15 protein-coding genes and 1 tRNA gene are annotated in these 18,126 nt (G+C 38.4%); 11 read left to right on the forward strand and 5 right to left on the reverse strand.

Going from position 1 to position 18,126, the window contains the following annotated elements; genetic code table 11:
• The first annotated feature begins 230 nt into the window (after positions 1-230).
• From K319_RS0101725 to K319_RS0101740, 4 genes are all read left to right on the forward strand, one after another.
• Positions 231-2,642, forward strand: coding sequence for a TonB-dependent receptor (locus K319_RS0101725; protein WP_027382039.1), 2,412 nt, complete (start codon positions 231-233; stop codon positions 2,640-2,642).
• Between the two features lie 564 nt (positions 2,643-3,206).
• Positions 3,207-4,334, forward strand: coding sequence for a glycoside hydrolase 100 family protein (locus K319_RS19655; RefSeq protein WP_051230351.1), 1,128 nt, complete (start codon positions 3,207-3,209; stop codon positions 4,332-4,334).
• A 25-nt stretch (positions 4,335-4,359) separates the two neighbouring features.
• Positions 4,360-5,004 carry a uridine kinase family protein gene (locus tag K319_RS0101735; RefSeq protein ID WP_027382040.1) on the forward strand — a complete coding sequence of 215 codons (645 nt, stop codon included), beginning with the start codon at positions 4,360-4,362 and terminating at the stop codon, positions 5,002-5,004.
• A gap of 54 nt (positions 5,005-5,058) precedes the next feature.
• On the forward strand, positions 5,059-6,483 hold the full coding sequence (locus K319_RS0101740; RefSeq protein WP_034671242.1) for an MFS transporter: 1,425 nt from the start codon (positions 5,059-5,061) through the stop codon (positions 6,481-6,483).
• Between the two features lie 83 nt (positions 6,484-6,566).
• On the opposite strand, the gene K319_RS0101745 is transcribed toward K319_RS0101740, so the two are convergent.
• A tRNA-Arg gene (locus K319_RS0101745) sits at positions 6,567-6,640 on the reverse strand.
• Positions 6,641-6,685: 45 nt separating this feature from the next.
• On the opposite strand from K319_RS0101745, the gene K319_RS0101750 reads away from it, so the two are divergent.
• From K319_RS0101750 to K319_RS0101775, 6 genes are all read left to right on the forward strand, one after another.
• Positions 6,686-7,738 carry an ABC transporter substrate-binding protein gene (locus K319_RS0101750; protein ID WP_027382042.1) on the forward strand — a complete coding sequence of 351 codons (1,053 nt, stop codon included), beginning with the start codon at positions 6,686-6,688 and terminating at the stop codon, positions 7,736-7,738.
• Complete coding sequence (locus tag K319_RS0101755) at positions 7,738-8,553, forward strand: CPBP family intramembrane glutamic endopeptidase (protein ID WP_034671244.1); 816 nt, start codon at positions 7,738-7,740, stop codon at positions 8,551-8,553. Before K319_RS0101750 ends, K319_RS0101755 begins: the two co-directional genes overlap by 1 nt.
• Before the next feature lie 120 nt (positions 8,554-8,673).
• Positions 8,674-9,258: an RdgB/HAM1 family non-canonical purine NTP pyrophosphatase gene (gene rdgB, locus K319_RS0101760; protein ID WP_027382044.1), complete on the forward strand. Its 585-nt coding sequence runs from the start codon at positions 8,674-8,676 to the stop codon at positions 9,256-9,258.
• Positions 9,259-9,313: 55 nt separating this feature from the next.
• The gene (locus tag K319_RS0101765; protein ID WP_027382045.1) at positions 9,314-10,231 is read left to right on the forward strand and encodes a ribonuclease Z; all 918 of its coding nucleotides are present in this window, start codon (positions 9,314-9,316) and stop codon (positions 10,229-10,231) included.
• A gap of 39 nt (positions 10,232-10,270) precedes the next feature.
• Positions 10,271-10,708 carry a lipocalin family protein gene (locus tag K319_RS0101770; protein ID WP_169712643.1) on the forward strand — a complete coding sequence of 146 codons (438 nt, stop codon included), beginning with the start codon at positions 10,271-10,273 and terminating at the stop codon, positions 10,706-10,708.
• A gap of 359 nt (positions 10,709-11,067) precedes the next feature.
• Positions 11,068-13,980, forward strand: a complete 2,913-nt coding sequence (locus tag K319_RS0101775) for a M16 family metallopeptidase (protein ID WP_051230353.1) — start codon at positions 11,068-11,070, stop codon at positions 13,978-13,980.
• An 82-nt stretch (positions 13,981-14,062) separates the two neighbouring features.
• On the opposite strand, the gene K319_RS0101780 is transcribed toward K319_RS0101775, so the two are convergent.
• The 3 genes from K319_RS0101780 to K319_RS0101790 all read right to left on the reverse strand — a co-directional run bounded on the left by K319_RS0101780 (position 14,063) and on the right by K319_RS0101790 (position 15,888).
• Positions 14,063-14,263, reverse strand: coding sequence for a YqaE/Pmp3 family membrane protein (locus K319_RS0101780; RefSeq protein WP_027382048.1), 201 nt, complete (start codon positions 14,261-14,263; stop codon positions 14,063-14,065).
• A 110-nt stretch (positions 14,264-14,373) separates the two neighbouring features.
• Positions 14,374-15,048, reverse strand: coding sequence for a DUF2461 domain-containing protein (locus K319_RS0101785; protein ID WP_027382049.1), 675 nt, complete (start codon positions 15,046-15,048; stop codon positions 14,374-14,376).
• A gap of 105 nt (positions 15,049-15,153) precedes the next feature.
• A complete protein-coding gene (locus tag K319_RS0101790; protein ID WP_027382050.1) occupies positions 15,154-15,888 on the reverse strand; it encodes a DNA-formamidopyrimidine glycosylase family protein in 735 nt (244 codons plus the stop codon).
• A 71-nt stretch (positions 15,889-15,959) separates the two neighbouring features.
• Between K319_RS0101790 and K319_RS0101795 the strand changes: the two genes are divergently transcribed.
• Positions 15,960-17,315, forward strand: coding sequence for a deoxyguanosinetriphosphate triphosphohydrolase (locus K319_RS0101795; RefSeq protein WP_027382051.1), 1,356 nt, complete (start codon positions 15,960-15,962; stop codon positions 17,313-17,315).
• A gap of 74 nt (positions 17,316-17,389) precedes the next feature.
• Here K319_RS0101795 and lipB read toward each other — a convergent pair whose 3' ends face one another.
• Positions 17,390-18,100, reverse strand: a complete 711-nt coding sequence (gene lipB / locus K319_RS0101800) for a lipoyl(octanoyl) transferase LipB (protein WP_027382052.1) — start codon at positions 18,098-18,100, stop codon at positions 17,390-17,392.
• Positions 18,101-18,126 lie beyond the last annotated feature (26 nt).

Below are 18,126 nucleotides of genomic sequence, written 5' to 3' on the forward strand. Positions count from 1 at the left end.
TGGGATAATTTAGTAATGATTTTGATTGTTTAAATAGTTAAAATTTGTTAAATAATTCATTGTAAAAGTTAATGGAAAGTTAAATTAAAATTTTGTTATTAACCGCAACCGTTTGCGCAATCGGTTGAAATTAACATAGGCTTAATATTCCATTCAAACTGCATTTTTGACATCCTAAAAAAAATACTTTTAACCCATAACAAAAACCTCATAAAGATATGGAATCAAAAATGTTTACCAAATTATTGGTTTTCGGTGCGATGAACACTGCGGCCTTTATGTTTTCGCAGAGTACTGTAAATGACACGGTATCAAGAGATAAAACAATCGACGAAGTAGTGATTACAGGAAACTCCAATCCTAAAGCATCCATCAAGACCAGTACTTCTATCTCTACATTAAAAATGAAAGATATAGAAAATGCAGCTCCAAGAACTACCGCAGAGATTTTCCGTACCATTCCGGGAATCCGTTCAGAATCTTCAGGTGGGGAAGGTAATTCTAACATTACCGTGAGAGGGGTTCCTGTTTCAGCCGGCGGCTCAAGATATTTGCTGATTCAGGAAGATGGTCTTCCGGTAATGCAGTTTGGTGATATCGCTTTCGGAACCCAGGACCAGTTTACAAGATTTGACTCGTTTGTTTCAAGAGTTGAGGCACTTAGAGGAGGTTCGGCTTCTGTATTTGCCAGCAACTCTCCGGCCGGGATTATCAACTTTATTACCAAGACCGGTGAGAAAGAAGGCGGAAGCATTACCCAGCAGATGGGACTTAACTACAAAAACTACAGGACCGATTTCGATTACGGAACCAAAATAGGCGATGATACTTATATGGCAGTAGGAGGCTTCTACAGAATTGGGGACGGACCAAGAAAAACAGGATTCAATTCCAATAACGGCGGCCAGTTCAGACTTTCTTTCCTTAAAAAATTTGAAAAAGGAAGCTTCCGCGTGTATGCCAAATTCCTGGACGACAGAACTGCAGCTTATATGCCAATGCCTGTTAGCGTTACAGGTACGGATGCTGACCCGAAATGGTCTTCACTGCCTAACTACAACATTCTTACGGGAGCTCTGCAAACCATCAACCTGCAGCACGACAGAACTTTGGGTAATGACGGTAATATTTTTAATACTGATGTTTCAGACGGGATGCATTCTTTGTCAAAAGTTATTGGTGCAGAATTCAATTATAACCTTGGCGAAGGTTGGAAATTGGAAGAAAAAATCAGGTATGCAGCCAATGGCGGACAGTTTGTAGCACCTTTTCCGGCAAGCGTGAGCAAAGGAAGCGACTTCTTCAATACGGCTAATTTTGCAAATTTCGGAAGTGCAGTTTATGCAGGAACCAACACGCCGGTTGATATGAATGCGAATTATATGAAAATCGCTCTTTTCAATGTAAAGCTGAACAACTTCAATAATTTTGTAAATGATTTCAATATCAGCAAAAAATGGGATATTGTGAAGTTTAACGCAGGATTGTACAAATCTTCCCAGAACATTAATATGTCATGGATGTGGAACAACTATCTGCAGGAAGTCAGCGATAAAAACGCAAGATTAGTTGATGTGAAAAACACTGCAGGACAGTACATTACCGACAACGGTTTGCTTAACTACGGAATGAAAGACTGGGGCAACCTGAAAAGAGACTACAACACCAAATATGATATTACCGCTCCGCATGCTCAGGTGGAAATCAACGCAACAGACAAATTAACCATCGATGCAGGCGCAAGATATGATATTGGAAAAGTAACCGGCTATTTTTCAGGAGCAACGGTAACTTATACCAGCCGTGATATGAACGGAAACGGCGTGATTGACATTCCTGAACAAATGGTTGGCTCCAATGATAATATTAATGTTCCAGTAAATTACAGATACGGAATTTTCGGATATTCAGTGGGCGCGAACTATGCTTTGAACAACAAAAATGCGGTTTTCGCAAGAGTAAGCCAGGGCGGAAGCGCATCTGCGGACAGAATCCTGTTCTCCGGTTACAATTATACCAATAATGATGACCCGGCTTTGGATGCTGTGAAAGTAAATAAGGTTAATCAGGTAGAAGCAGGTTATAAATTAAGAGGTTCAGGATATTTCCTTAATACCACTTTGTTCTATGCCGGAACCAAAGAGGCCAATTACGAAGCTACAACTCAGAAAAAAACTGAAAATAAATACCAGTCTTTCGGGGTAGAATTGGACGGGTATTACAAAATCACTCAGGGATTGGATGTGAAAGCCGGTCTTACTTATACCCACGCAGAAATCAAAAATGCCATAGACCCGACTATCATCGGAAATATGCCGAGAAGAACGCCGAAATTGATGTATTCCGTGAATCCTAATTTCAATGCAAACAAGTTCAATGTAGGATTCTACCTGATTGGTGCTACCAAAGCCTTCACCCAGGATAACAATAAATTGGTAATGCCAGGCTATGCAATTGTAAATCCGTATGTTTCTTATCAGGTGCTCAAAAACCTTTCCGTAAGTTTGAATGCTAACAATATTTTCAATACCATTGCAGTGACAGAAGCAGAAGAAGGTTCAATTGCCGGCGGAAACGGAATCGTGAGAGCGAGAACACTTCCGGGAGCAAGCTACAGTGTAAGCGTGAAATTTGATTTATAAATAATTGATTATAAAAAAGCTCTGTGGAGTCTCCTATCAATAGCCCCGGGTTTCGGCTCGGGGTAAAATAGGAGTCAGCAGGTGATTTTTTTGCTCCGTAGGAGCAATATCTGTGTAGACAAAAAAACTATTTGGAAAAAAGCACGCGGTAGGTGTGCAACCTAAATTGTCGTATTGTTAAAAGGGCAGAGTCCCAAAGGAACGATTTAAAGGATAGGATAAAATCCTATCAACAAAATAAAAATTATGTCCGATGAAAATAGATATCATAAACAGGTCGCTCCTCCGGAGCTTTAATTGCTTGAAAAAAACTTACTATTAACAGTTTTGCTCCTATCGGAGCTGTATCTGGTCTCAGAGAGACCTGCTGTTAATAGAAAAAATTAAGCCGATAAAAAACAAAGCTCCGGAGGAGCGACCTGTCGTTTTATCTTATTAACATTCAGCTATTCGATTCATTTGTATTTTTCAACGGACAATAATGATATTCAACATAATTTCGAAAGAGCAAAGTCAATTTGATGAACTCCTTTTGAATAATATTAATGAACAAACCAATTTAAAATGTTTAAAGAAGAAGCCTTAAACATCATCAGGAAAGCGATTACAGAAGAAGGGATTTTAGCATCCGCACAGCAAAGGGACAACTATGCCAGAGTTTGGGCAAGAGACTCGATGATGACAGGTTATGCCGGGATTTTGGCCAATGATGAAGAGATTCTTGCAGGCCTGGAGCAATCAATTCTCACGCTTGCCAAACATCAGGCAGAAAACGGACAGATTCCGTCCAATGTCGTGAACGGAAAAGCGAGCTATGGAACGCATGTCGGCAGAACAGATGCCACCACCTGGTGGATTGTTGTTACCTGTGAATATTTAAAAATTTACCAAAAAGCAGAGCTAAAACAACAGTTGGAAGACAAAATTTTCAAAGCATTATTCTGTCTCAAAACCTGGGAATACAATCAGAGGGGTTTGTTATACAGTCCGCTTGGCGGAAACTGGGCAGACGAATATGTAACTTCCGGATACACTTTGTACGACAATGTATTACGATATTGGGCGGTAAAAAATGCAGCAGGATTATATCAAAATGAGGAACTGAAAAATCAGGCCACGACTATTAAAACCTTAATCCAGGATAACTTTTATAAAACCGAATCTGATTCTCCAAAATACCACGAAACAGCCTACTCCAAAACCGAGTCCAAACCTTATTTATGGGCATCATTGAACGCTAATGGTTACGACACCCGTTTTGATATGGCAGGAAATGCTTTGGCGATTCTCCTGGATTTTGAATTAGATTTTGAAGCTTTTACAGGATTTTTGGAAGACCTGCATACACAATTCGAACACTGGATGCTTCCTGTGTTTTATCCCGTGATTTATCCAGGCGATTACGACTGGAAACTTTTGGAAAACAACTACAGTTATAGCTTTAAAAACGAGCCGCACCATTTCCACAATGGTGGTTCCTGGCCTATATTTCTGGGTTGGCTTTGTTTGGCACTTAAGAGAAAAGGATTGGCGGAAATCCCTGGAAAGATAATTTTTCAGTACGAACAGTTGATGCAGGAAAAAGGCTTTCATTTCAGGGAATATTATTCCACCGATAAACTCCTGCCTCTGGGAACAGAGCAATTGTGCTTTTCGGCTTCAGGATATCTGATGATGACCATGGAAAAATAGAATTAATAAATTAAGAAAGAATAAAATGATTGGAGATATAATAGAACTTAAAGAGAGTCATCTGGCAATAGGTAAAGAAATATTTGAAATACTGAACACAAAATTGCCATTAAAAAGTAAACACAAACTCACCATAGGAATAGCAGGGGAAAGTGGCAGCGGTAAATCGGTAACCGCTTTTGCACTTCAAAAGATTTTAAATGAAAATGATATTAAAAGTATGGTGTGGCAGATGGATGATTATTTTAAACTTCCACCAAAAAGCAATCACGAAAATCGTTTAAAATCGATAGAGAATGTAGGAATGCAGGAAGTCGATTTAGCAAAGCTTTTCCAAAATATTTCCGAGTTTAAAAACGGGAAAACAGTAATAGAAAAACATCTGGTACACTACAAAGAGAACAGAATTGCAAATGAAAAGATAGATGCAGCAGATTACAAAGTTCTTATCGTAGAAGGAACGTACATTCTGGAGATTGATGATTTTGATTTTAAAATTTTCATCGACAGAAATTACAAAGACACTTACGAAAACAGGATGAGCAGAAACCGTGATGAAAAGAGTGATTTTGTAGAAAACGTGCTGGAAATAGAACATCAGATTATTAAACAATTCAAAGCAAAATCAGACCTGGTTCTTGGAAAGAATTATGAGCTCTTGCTGAAATAAATGATGTATTTAATTGTGCTTTACCCTGTTGATTCTCACAAAGGAAAATAAATTATGATAACAAAAAAAATAATCCCGCATCTAAGTTTTTGGCAAATCTGGAATATGAATGTAGGCTTTTTCGGCATACAATACAGTTTTGGATTGCAACAGACCGCGGTGAACCCGATATATACTTTTCTCGGGGCGCACGCAGAGCAGCTTCCAATTCTAAATCTTGCCGGTCCTATTACAGGATTGCTGATTCAGCCATTAATTGGTGCCATCAGCGACAAAACCTGGAGTCCGAAATGGGGACGCCGAAAACCATTTTTTCTTTTGGGAGCTATATTTTGCAGTATCGCTTTGTTTTTGTTTCCTTTCAGTTCCGCTATTTGGATGGCAGTCGGATTGCTTTGGATTCTGGATGCCGCCAATAATACGGCGATGGAGCCTTACCGTGCTTTCATTGCAGACAAACTCCCGCAGGAACAGCAGACTTTTGGGTTTCAGATGCAGAGCTTGTTTGTAGGAGCCGGGATTACACTTGCTAACCTGTCCTTGTTTATTTTTCAGAAATATCTTGGCGGCAATGCTTCCGGCGGGGGGATTCCTGTTTGGGTCTATTATTCTTTCTTTCTGGGGTCTTTTTGTTCTATTTCATCAGTGGTATGGTCGGTTTACAAAACACCTGAGATTCCACCATCTGACGAAGAGCTGGAAGAACTCAGAAAATCAAAGGAAGAAAGTCACTTTTTTACACCATTTATCGAAATCTTTTCTGCAATACGCGATATGCCGAAATTACTTTGGCAGCTGGCTTTGGTATATATGTTCCAGTGGTATGCGCTTTTCTGCTACTGGCAGTTCATAACGCCAATGCTCAAGTGGTCACTTTATGGAATTTCTGAAAACGATGAGCAAAAGGCAGGCAAAATCATTGCGCTGGCGAAGAGCGGAGTTCCCGTGGCAGAAAAAGATATGTCCTGGGCAAAAAACGTGCTTCATATGGTAGAAGTAGCTGTGGGACAAACCGGGCTGATGAACGGTTCCTACAATATCATAACGATGATTTCTGCCTTGTTGCTTGTGCCTTTTGCTAAAAAATTCACTTCTAAAAATACCTATATTTTCTGTCTTTGCATCACGGGATTAGGGATAATGACATTGCCATTCATCAAGAACGAATACCTTATCCTGCTTCCAATGGTTGCTTTAGGTATAGGCTGGGCATCCATGATGGGATTGCCTTATTCAATGGTTTCTCCATCGATTCCACCGAAGAAGAGAGGAGTTTATATGGGCGTTATCAATATGATGATTGTAATACCAATGCTGATACAGACTGTTTCTTTCGGATTTATTTACAAAACTTTTTTGGGTGAAAATCCATCTTATGTCATTGTTTTGACCGGCGTTTTGTTTCTGTGTGCAAGCGTATTCGTACTGCGTATGAAACCTGATAATAGGTCCGATTCTTACGAGGTGCTTGTTGACTAAAAAGTTAAAAAGCTATTGATACTAATAAATTGGAAATTAAAAATGGCGTCAGCTGGATACAGATGACGCCATTTGTCTGTGTGTGACCTCGACAGGATTCAAACCTGTAACCTTCTGAGCCGTAATCAGATGCGCTATTCAGTTGCGCCACGAGGCCGTTTTTCGGTTTGCAAATATAGGACTTTTTTGCTTTCTTTGGAAGATGAAACGCATTTTTTTACTCTTAATTTTATTTCTCTTTTCAATTTCCTGCAAAAAAGAAAACGTCCAAAAATCAAATGACAGTATAACCATCTCATCACGAGTTAATTATATTGAAAATGCAGATTACCTGACTTTGACCTCGGGAAAATTCAAAAATGTTATTTCAAAGGATAAATTACCTTTCCGGAAAGCAATGTTGCTGAATTCAAGCTTGATCGGCTATTTTTCTGAATTAAATTTGGAAAATAAAATCACAGGCGTTTCCAGTCCCGAATATATTTTCTCGGAAAAAATCCATCAGTTGATCACCGAAAATAAGATACTAAACATCGGTAACGAACAGAAATACGACATAGAAAAAATCCTTTCCAACAAACCGGATGTTATTTTTACCAATTACGTTCCCAACTTTGCCAATACTTATGACATCTTGAAGAAAAACGGGATCGAATTGATTTTCTTGGATGAATTTCTAGAGCAAGATCCATTACAAAAATCAAAATATCTTTTGCTTTTCGGAAAGTTATTTGGAGCGGAAGAGAAAGCGGAGAAAGTTTATCAAAGTATAGAAGACAATTATAAAAAGATTCAAAACCTGGCTTCTAAAACCGTTAATAAACCAAACATTCTCTGCAACGAGATGTATGGAAGCCAATGGTTTTTGCCAGGCGGAAATTCCTTTGTTTCAAGATTGATCAATGATGCCGGCGGAAATTATATTCTGAAAGACAACAAGGAATCAGCTTCTGTCCCGTTGAGCTTTGAAGAAGTTTTTTTGAAATCTGAAAATGCAGATTATTGGATCAATATCAGTCCGCATCAGAACAAAAAAGAATTATTGATGCTCAACCAAAATTACAGCAAGATGAAAGTCTTCGTTTCAGGAAAGCTATATATGATCAATAACAGAGAGAAAGACAACGCAAATGATTATTTTGAATCGGGTGTTGTAAGATGTGATCTGGTTTTGAGGGATTATTTCAAGATATTCCACCCGGAAGATGTAACTTTCCGGTCAGAACCTCTAATCTATATGAAAGAACTGAAATAATGGAAGAACAAAATTACAAAGTCGATTTTTTTGTAGGGATTTTATTGGTAGTTGGACTTTTCATTGGCCAATCGGTTGCTTATGCGATTGGCTTGGGCTTGTCTTCATTATTGGGCAAAGATGTCACTGATACCGGTATTTTCAACATTTTTATGTATATGGCAACAATGGTGGTTCCTATTCTTTTCTTTGATTTCTTTATCGTTAGAAAAGATGGACGGAAGCTCAATTTCGATTTCTCCACCAAACCATTTCGGGTTTATCTTTTGATATTTCCGATGATGTTCGGGATGATGCTGGTTGCGGATTACACCACACAACTCATTCCCACGACAGGCGATTTGCTGGGAGAGATTTACAAAATGTACTCAGAGCAATTCGAAAAACTTGCTGAAGATCCAGTTTCGTTACTCATAATGACCGTTATACTCGCTCCGATTTTGGAAGAGATCCTTTTCCGGGGCATCATTATGAAGGGAATGGTCAATAATAATGTCAAACCGGTCACGGCGATCGTTATCTCGGCTTTCATTTTTGGCTTGGTACATTTCAATCCCTGGCAATTTGCAGGTGCATTTTTACTTGGTTTGGTATTAGGTTTGGTGTATTACAAAACCAAGTCGTTGCTGATGTCGATTTTGCTTCACGCATTCAATAATCTGGTTTCAGCAATGATGATGTTGTACTCAGATTCAGAAACATTCTCGGATTTGACACATCTTAACAAAGAGTTGGTGCTAGTAATGGGAATAGTGATCTTCGCCGTTCCATTTTACTTTTTCGCCATCCATAAGAACATTATTTATAAAGATTAAATTTATGGCAGCTATTTCCGCCCTCCGTTCCCGCTTTTTTCTTTTTTGATAAAAAAGAAAAAGAGCTCCACTCAGGTCGGGCTGCGAGCAATTCAATATTAAAAAATCTAATTTCTAAAAATGGAAATCCTTATAGCGACACATAATTTACATAAAAAAGAAGAGATACAGCAGATCCTCGGGTCAGAATATATTGTAACGAGTCTCTCAGATTATAATTTGAATGACGAGATTATCGAAGATGGAAATACCTTTGCTGAAAATGCTCTCATAAAAGCCAAATATTGCTTCGAGAAAACAGGTAAACCAAGCATAGGGGATGATAGTGGTCTCGTAGTGGAAGCTCTTAATGGCAGACCAGGCATCTTCTCGGCACGCTATGCAGGTAATCACAATTTCCAAAAGAATATCGAGAAAGTTTTGGAAGAGATGAAGGACGAACCGAACAGAAGGGCTTATTTCATTACGGTGCTTTGCTTCAAGGACCAAGATGGCGAGCATTATTTCGAAGGTCGGGTCTATGGTAATTTGACCAAAGAAGTGTTTGGAGCAGACGGGTTTGGTTATGATCCCATTTTTGTTCCGGACGATTATAATTTGACATTTGCGGAAATGCTGCCTGAAGAAAAGAACAAGATCAGCCACAGAAGTGAAGCGTTGAAGTTATTTATCGAATTTCTTAATTCCAGAGGGGGTGTCTTGTGATTTTTATGATGTTTTCGTATATTTAGCCTTTTAATTTTCAATACATAAAAGAAAATTGAGCACATATCTTACAATTTTGGGATTCAACTCAGCAATTCCTACTATTAATTCTTCTCCAACTTCTCAGTTTTTGGAAATGGAAGAGCGTCATTTTCTCATAGATTGTGGTGAAGGGACACAAGTGCAGATGCGCAAGGCAAAAGTGCGATTTTCAAAGATCAATCATATTTTCATTTCCCATCTTCATGGTGACCATTGTTTTGGTCTACCTGGATTGGTGGCCTCTTTCCGATTATTGGGAAGAAAGACACCTTTGAATATCTATGGTCCAAAAGGCATCAAAAAAATGATGGATACCATTTTTGAGATCACAGAAACTTACAAAGGTTTTGAGGTCATCTATCATGAACTAGAAGGCAAAGAATCTGTAAAGATCTACGAAGATAAAAGGGTGGAGGTATATACGATCCCATTGAATCACCGGATCTATTGCAACGGTTATCTTTTTAAGGAAAAACCGAAGGAACGCCATCTGAATATGAATGAGATCTCCAAACATAAAGAGATAGAGATCTGTGATTTCCAGAATCTCCGTTTAGGGAAAGATTTTGTTTCAGAAGATGGTAAAGTAATCGAGAATGCTCTATTGACGACAGACCCAAAACCTTCAGTTTCTTATGCATTCTGTAGTGATACGAAATATAAGGAAGATATCATCCCCATCATTGAGAAAGTAGATGTGCTCTATCATGAATCCACTTTCCTTGATAATTTGAAAGAAATGGCACAATACACTGGCCATTCCACTGCTTTGGAAGCTGCTACTATCGCTAAGAAGGCGCAGGTCGGAAAACTGATCCTTGGACACTTCTCCAACCGTTACAGTGACCTGAGTGTAATGACCGATGAGGCCCGACAGATCTTCCCTAATACTTTTTTACCAAAGGCTTTGGAGATGGTCAAAATAGGATAGTGTTTAACAATGAGATTTTATTCAGAAAAAAATATTCCAATGATAAGAAGAACCTTAATTACTATATTTTCAGTAAGTCTCCTTTTGGGTTCATGCTCGAAAGACGAAGAAGAAACCCGGGAGTTTTCTATAATTGGATCGTGGAATCCATCAAGAAAGATTGTAATTGGCAATAATGGCGTGACAATCTCAAACACTGCATATTCCGATTGTTACAAAGCTAGTACTTTTAATTTCAGTACCAATAATACCATGACTTCGCACATCTATGATTCTAATGCAGAAGGGGACTGCGAGAACTACGGCTTTGTAACAGTGCCTTATTCTTATGACCATAATGCCAAAAAACTGGTCATAGATGGTGAGGATGTGGAGATTGTGAGCCGAACCAATAACGAACTGCAGTTTGTTTCCGATTATGATGATACAGACGGTGATGGCAAAGACGAAAAGATCGTCACGGTTTTGGTTAAATAAATACGGAACATCATCTCAAAATAAAAAAGACAGACTTGAATGAAAGTTTGTCTTTTTTGCTAACCTCTCGCTGTATCAATATTGTCCACATACAAACGATATAAATGATTCCTCAAACTCTCGGTTCTCTATCAAATCTACAGCGGTGCTTTTTTAGATGGCGTAACCATCTTACTTGCCCTTTAAAGAAAACGGAAAACTCTAGCGGGACACGCGCGCCAGCAAAACCTGAAAAATAAAGATTCCAATCTTACTTTTTTTCATCATATTCCAAAGTAACAATCGCCAACAATTGGCAACTAATAAAATGTTACGTAAATTACGCACCAAAATAAAAATTAAAAAAATAAAAGTATAATATGAAGAAAATTTTTATTTCAGTTTCACTCTTATTTATGATGAATGCAATGGCACAGAAATTTGAAACACAAACCTCAACAGATAAACAAGGTTATACTTACGAGACTGTAAAAAATGACCAGTCGGGCGTAAGAGTTTATACCCTGAAAAACGGATTAAAGGTTTATCTCGCTAAAAACGACGATGCACCAAGGATTCAAACTTATATCCCAGTAAGAACCGGCTCCAACAATGACCCAAGTGATAATACAGGTCTTGCCCACTATTTGGAACATATGGTTTTCAAGGGAACTTCTCACTTGGGAACTCAGGACTGGGCAAAGGAAAAAGCATTGTTGGCACAGATCTCCGACCTTTATGAGCAGCATAAAGCAGAAAAAGATCCGGAAAAGAAAAAAGCGCTTTACAAGAAAATTGACGAAGTTTCCCAGGAGGCTTCCAAATATGCGATCGCCAACGAATATGATAAAGCGATCTCTTCCCTTGGAGCCACCGGAACCAATGCCCATACTTGGCTGGACGAGACAGTATATAAGAATAATATCCCATCCAATGAGCTGGAAAAGTGGCTGAAAGTAGAGAAGGAACGTTTCTCGGAATTGGTATTGAGATTGTTCCATACAGAGCTGGAAGCGGTTTATGAAGAATATAACCGCGCTCAGGATAATGACGGGCGTCTTGTCAATTATGCAATGATGGAAGCGCTTTTCCCAAAACATCCGAACGGACAGCAAACAACGATCGGAACTTCAGAACATTTGAAAAATCCATCCATGGTAGCGATCCACAAATATTTCGATACCTATTATGTGCCCAATAACATGGCCTTAGTTTTGGTCGGAGACCTGGATTTTGATAAAACGATCAAGCTGGTCGATCAATACTTCGGGACTTTCAAATACAAGGAGTTGCCAATGAAAAAGATGGTTTCTGAAGAACCGATGACAAGCATTGTTTCCAGAACTGTGAAAAGTCCATCTACGCCTAGGATGTCTTTGGCCTGGAGAACGGATTCCAACGGAACTCAGGAAGCAAGACTGGCAGATGTGGTAGCAGAAATACTGAGCAACAATGGTGATGCAGGTCTTATCGATCTTAACATCAATCAAAAGCAAAAAACATTGGGAGCCGGAGCGTATGAATCGCCTTTTAAAACTTACGGAGCCTTTGTTCTAAGTGTGGTTCCTAAAGAAGGGCAAAGCTTTGATGAAGCTAAGAAATTGTTATTGGACCAAATTGACCTGGTGAAAAAAGGGCAATTCCCAGACTGGATGCTGAATGCCATCGTAAACGATCTGAAAGTTCAGAGAATGAAACGTTGGGAAACGGCCGACGGATTGGCAACGACATTATATTCGACTTATATTGGCAACAGAACCTGGGAACAGGAACTGGACGAAATAAACCAATATGAAGCGATTACCAAAGCGGATGTTGTGAAGTTTGCGAATGATTTCTTCAAGGACAATTATGTTGTCGTTTATAAAGAAAAAGGAGTAAATGATAAATTGGTACGGGTAGAAAATCCCGGAATTACACCGATCAAACTTAACAGAGAAGCACAATCCCAGTTCCTGAAGGATATTATCAATACAAAATCTTCAGACATAAAACCGGAGTTCGTTGATTTCAAAACTGCGATAGCTACTTCTACGATAAAAGACAAAAAAGTAAGCTTCATTAAAAATAAATATAATGAAGTGGCCCAGGTGAATTATGTATTCCCATTCGGGACAGATAATGATAAAGAATTGGCGCTTGGCGTAACGGTTCTTCAATATCTTGGAACGGACAAATATACACCGGAACAATTGAAGGAAGAGTTTTATAAACTTGGGATCACCAATCAATTCAAAACATCGAATGATCAGATGATCATTGCACTTAGCGGGTTGGAAAGCAATATGAAGAAAGGTGTGGAACTTATGAACCACTGGATCAATAATGTAAAAGCAGACCAGGCAATCTATGACCAAACTGTAAATACGATTCTTGAATCCAGAGAAGTTGCAAAGAAAGACAAGAACAGGATCATGGCTGCGCTTGCTAATTATGCTAAATTCGGAAAAGACTCCAGACTTACCGATGTGATTCCCAAGGATCGTCTGAAAAGCATCAACGTGACCGAACTGATCTCAAAAATCAAAACCTTGAACGAGTATCCTTATGAGGTTTTCCTTTACGGAGAAGATCAGAAAGGACTTGAAAAAGCAGTGAAACCATATATTGTAAATACGAAATTACAACCTGCGGCCGCTAAAGAGTACGCAGAACCTGCAACTGCCGGAAAAGTATATTTTACGCCTTACGATATGGTACAGATGGAAATGTCCAAGGTCGCCAAAGCTGGTGATGTGAATGTTGCCAACTTCGGGAAGGCTAGTGTTTTCAATGAGTATTTTGGACGAGGTTTATCTTCTATCGTTTTCCAGGAGATCAGGGAAAGTAAGTCTTTGGCCTATTCAGCTTATGTTTCTTATGCTAATGCAACAGAGAAGAATCATCCGAATTATGTAACGACCTATATCGGAACGCAAGCTAACAAATTACCTTTGGCTGTGAGTGCAATGACAGATCTGATGGCAGATTTCCCACAAGTCCCGGCTCAGTTCGAGAATGCTAAAGGTTCTGCTCTTAAGCAGATCGCATCTAACAGGATCAACAGAACCGTGATCTATTATAACCAGTTGTCACTTAAAAAACTGGGAATCGATTATGATGTGAGGAAAGATATCTATGCTGAGATCCAGAAACTGACATTGCCGGAATTGACGAGTTTTTATAATTCCGAGATCAAACCATTACAATATAACACGGCCATCATCGGGAAAAAAGAAAACCTGAATATGGAATCTGTGAACAAGATGGGCGAGTTCAAGGAAGTAAGTCTTGAAGAAATCTTTGGATATTGATTCTAAAAATATTTATAAATGAAAAGTGGAGCAGAAGTGCTTCACTTTTTTTGTTTAGGCAATCATTTCATTTTTAAAAAATTTACTGCCGATTTTCTCTGAGCGCTCGGATCAACTCCTTGTTGCGTTTCTCGGCTCTTGCATTATTAAGCGACAATGCAGCCCATATTGCGGCAGGAAGCCAGCCTAAAACTGTGATCTGTAAGATCAGGCAGATAACTGCAGTTACGATCTTGCCTCGAACAAAAAATGATACAAAAGGTAGTAGGATTGCTAATAACATAGTGGTTTTTTGTATAATATTGAACAGTAAAAAAATCTGGTATTTTCAAATATAAAATTTACAATTTCAGAAAAGAATCGCTATCAGGTTGTTCATCGCCAGAATTAGTTTCAATTTGATGAACTGATGGAATCATTTAAAAACTTATTGAAAGGATAGATTTCCTTAAAGATCTTGATAGTATTCTTTACAAAGTTTTTATCAAGGACATCGTCATCAGATAAAGGATGAAAAACTGTAAACTGTTTGAATTTCAGATAATCACCCATAGGATCTTCCTTACCAAAACCCTGAGGAATTTTTACCAATCTATCACCTCGCAATTCAAGGTTGTCTTTAAAAGATTTTTTATTGAGTATTTTTAAGAAATCTTCACCTTCGGAACTGATTTTTTCACGGATAGCTTTCAGGTTTTTTGGTTCGGTCATATAAACACCGCCGGCAAGGAACGATTTGCCCGGTTCTATATGAACATAATAACCTGCATTATTGAGCGTCTTTGGACCTTTTTCTACAAGAGAGGCCCCGATATTGGTCTTATAAGGCGTTTTGTCTTTGGAAAATCTTGTGTCTTTGTAGATCCTGAAAATACAGTTCTTGGCTTCCAATCGTTCTACGCTCTTATCAAATTCTGAAACGCCGGCGATAATTTCGTTGACCACATTTTCAACATTTTCTTTGGCTTGCAGATACAGATTTTTGTTTTCATTGAACCAATCTCTGTTATTATTGATTTCAAGTGTTGAAAGGAAGTTCAAAGTTTCCGGATTTACAATGTTTTTCATCAGAATAATATTTTTAATTAAAATTAAATAAAAAATCCTGCTTTATCGGCAGGATCTTCAGTTTTATTTGTTTTTGAAGATTGAAATTTTTGATATGATAATATTCTAATACAATTTTTGATCAGCTTCACAATAAAAACTTCTACGTTTGGATTTTCCTGTGATCTTACTAATGAGTGGCTTGCCACATTGTGGACAGTTCTTTTGATGATGTGCTTTCCAATGCCTTTTCAACGTATTTTCCCGCTTCCACTTTAGAAAATCGAAGCTGTAATTACGAGCTTCCGATATCAATTCGTTAAGCTTTTCGGGAGGAAGATCTCCAACAAGACTTTCAGGCTGAACAGCGATCCTGAAAAGGACCTCATTCTTGATGATATTGCCGACTCCAGAGAAAATATCCTGATTCATCAATGCATCACAGACCATCATTTCGGGATTGGATCTCAGTTTGGCCTCGGCTTTTTCAGGATTCCAAATGTCGCTCATTACATCTGCTTCCCAATCAATGGATTTCAGAAAATCATTTGGAAGAAGTTTGACCGAGCAGGTGTAGAAGAATGCTTTGCCATTTTTAAAACTTAGTCCTAAACGAAGGTTACTGTCAGGTTTCATTTGTCCATCAATCTCATAGGAGCCAAACATGAGCAAATGGATCCTGACATTGATCTCATCAAAAATAAGGTAGGTCTGTTTTCCATAAAGCCTTATTTCTTTTAAAGTTTTACCAACAAGCAGATCTCTGTCGAACTTTGCATTGCCAACGGCAAGGATAACTTTTTTACCTGCAAATTTCTGGAGGTCTTCTTTCATTAACAATATGGACGGTCCTTCTGGCATAATTGATTTTTAGGATAAAATCTCAAATATTATTCCGATAAAAATAAAATTTGAACTATTTTTGAAAAATGATGAACCTAAACCAGATTTTCACCAACCAGCGAACAGGAAATAATCCCCATACAAAGGCTTCTCGAACAGATTTTCAGAGAGACTTTGACCGAATTATTTTTTCATCGGCTTTCCGCAGACTTCAGAATAAGACCCAGGTCTTTCCGCTTCCGGGAAGTGTATTTGTTCACAACCGTTTGACACATTCTTTAGAGGTTTCTTCCGTTGGTAGAAGTCTGGGAAGCGTGATCGGCGAGTTCATTCACGACAGTTTTAAGAATGATCTGACTGAGGATTCCAAGAATTTTTATCTCCATAATCTGGGGAACGTAATCGCAGCTGCATGTCTTTGTCACGATGTGGGAAATCCGGCTTTCGGACATTCCGGAGAGGATGCGATCGCCAGTTATTTTGAAAGAAATGAAAACGACCTGAAACCAAAATTCAATGAAAAAGAATGGGCAGACCTTGTAAATTTTGAAGGTAATGCCAATGCGATCAGAGTTTTGGCTCAGCAGCAGCAAGGAAAAGATGCAGGCGGGATCCAGTTGACATTTGCGACTCTTGCCAGTATTGCAAAGTATCCTTGTGAAGCAATCGCGAAAAAGAAAGGAATCATTCATCGAAAAAAGTTCGGTTTTTTTCAAAATGAGAAAGATATTTTCCTTGAGATAGCCAAAGAAACAAATATGATCTCCGAAAACGATGATCCCTATATTTTCAAAAGACATCCGTTTGTTTGGCTGGTAGAAGCTGCGGACGACATCTGTTATAACATCATCGATATGGAGGACGCTCACAGGTTGGGCATTGTTTCAACTGTTGATTGTAAAAATCTGTTTTTTGAATTGATCAAATCTGAGACAGATGATATTGATAGAGTAGAACGTAAACTCAATTCTATTGGCAATGAGAATGAACAGGTCTCCTATCTGAGGGCCAAGGTCATCAATGCTTTGATCAACAAGTCGGTGGAACTTTATAAAAGTAATTTCAATAAGATCCTTGAAGGAAATTTGGAAAAAGGACTTCTCGATATTTATAAGTCCGAAAATAGAACCTTACAGGATATAGAAAGCTTCTCTATCGAAAAAATATACAATCACAAAGCGGTTGTGGAAATTGAGAATGCAGGCTACAACGTCATGTACGAGTTGCTGGATCATTTCATCCCATCAATTTTAAAATCGGCTGGTGAAAGAAAATCTTATGATAATAAAGCTTTGAAACTTCTTCCCAAGCAATTCTTCTATGAAGAAGGTACCGATTACCAGAAAGTTCTCGGGGTAATTGATTTTGTTTCCGGAATGACGGATAATTTTGCAACCGACCTTTACAGAAAGATCAAAGGAATCGACATCGGAATGACGATGTAATTGAGATTTTAAATTATGAATTATAGATTTTAGATTAATTCAATTTAAAATTTATCATCTAAAATCTATAATCTTTAAGCTAATTCGCATTCGAAAACATCTGCGAAATGTTTTTTGATCTTTTGCTTTACTTCTTCTATATCAACCTCATATTCCAATTCTCTTTTTAGGGAAGTAACTTGTTTGTCCGTGATTCCGCAAGGAATGATATATTCGAAATATTTCATGTCGGGATTGACATTCAGGGCAAATCCGTGTATCGTGACCCAACGGGATGCTTTTACGCCCATTGCACAGATCTTTCTGGCATAAGGTTTCCCGACGTCCAACCAAACCCCGGTTTCACCATTGGAACGTTCACCTTTAAGCCCATATTCTGCAATAGTTCTGATGATGACCTCCTCCAGATCACGCATATAACGATGGATGTCTGTATAGAAATTCTCAAGATCGAGGATGGGGTAACCTACGATCTGTCCAAAACCGTGATAAGTGATATCGCCACCACGATTTACTTTTACATAAGTAGCGTTGATTTCCTTTAGCTTATTTTCGTTGGCGAGAAGATTGGATTCGTGACCGCTTTTCCCTAAAGTATAAACATGTGGATGTTCTACAAAAAGCAGATGATTTTCAGTTGTTTTCTGATCTTCAGGATTTTCCCTGTTATGGATTTTTATCTCAAGGTTGTTTTTGAGCAATTCTTCCTGATAATCCCAGCTTGGCTGATAATCTTTGGTTTCAAGGTCTTGAAATCTTACTTTTTTGTTGATGAGGGAATTCACTTTGATTAGAATATTTATACAAATTT

Source organism: Epilithonimonas caeni DSM 17710 (genome assembly GCF_000426465.1).
GTDB classification, from domain to species: Bacteria; Bacteroidota; Bacteroidia; order Flavobacteriales; family Weeksellaceae; genus Epilithonimonas; species Epilithonimonas caeni.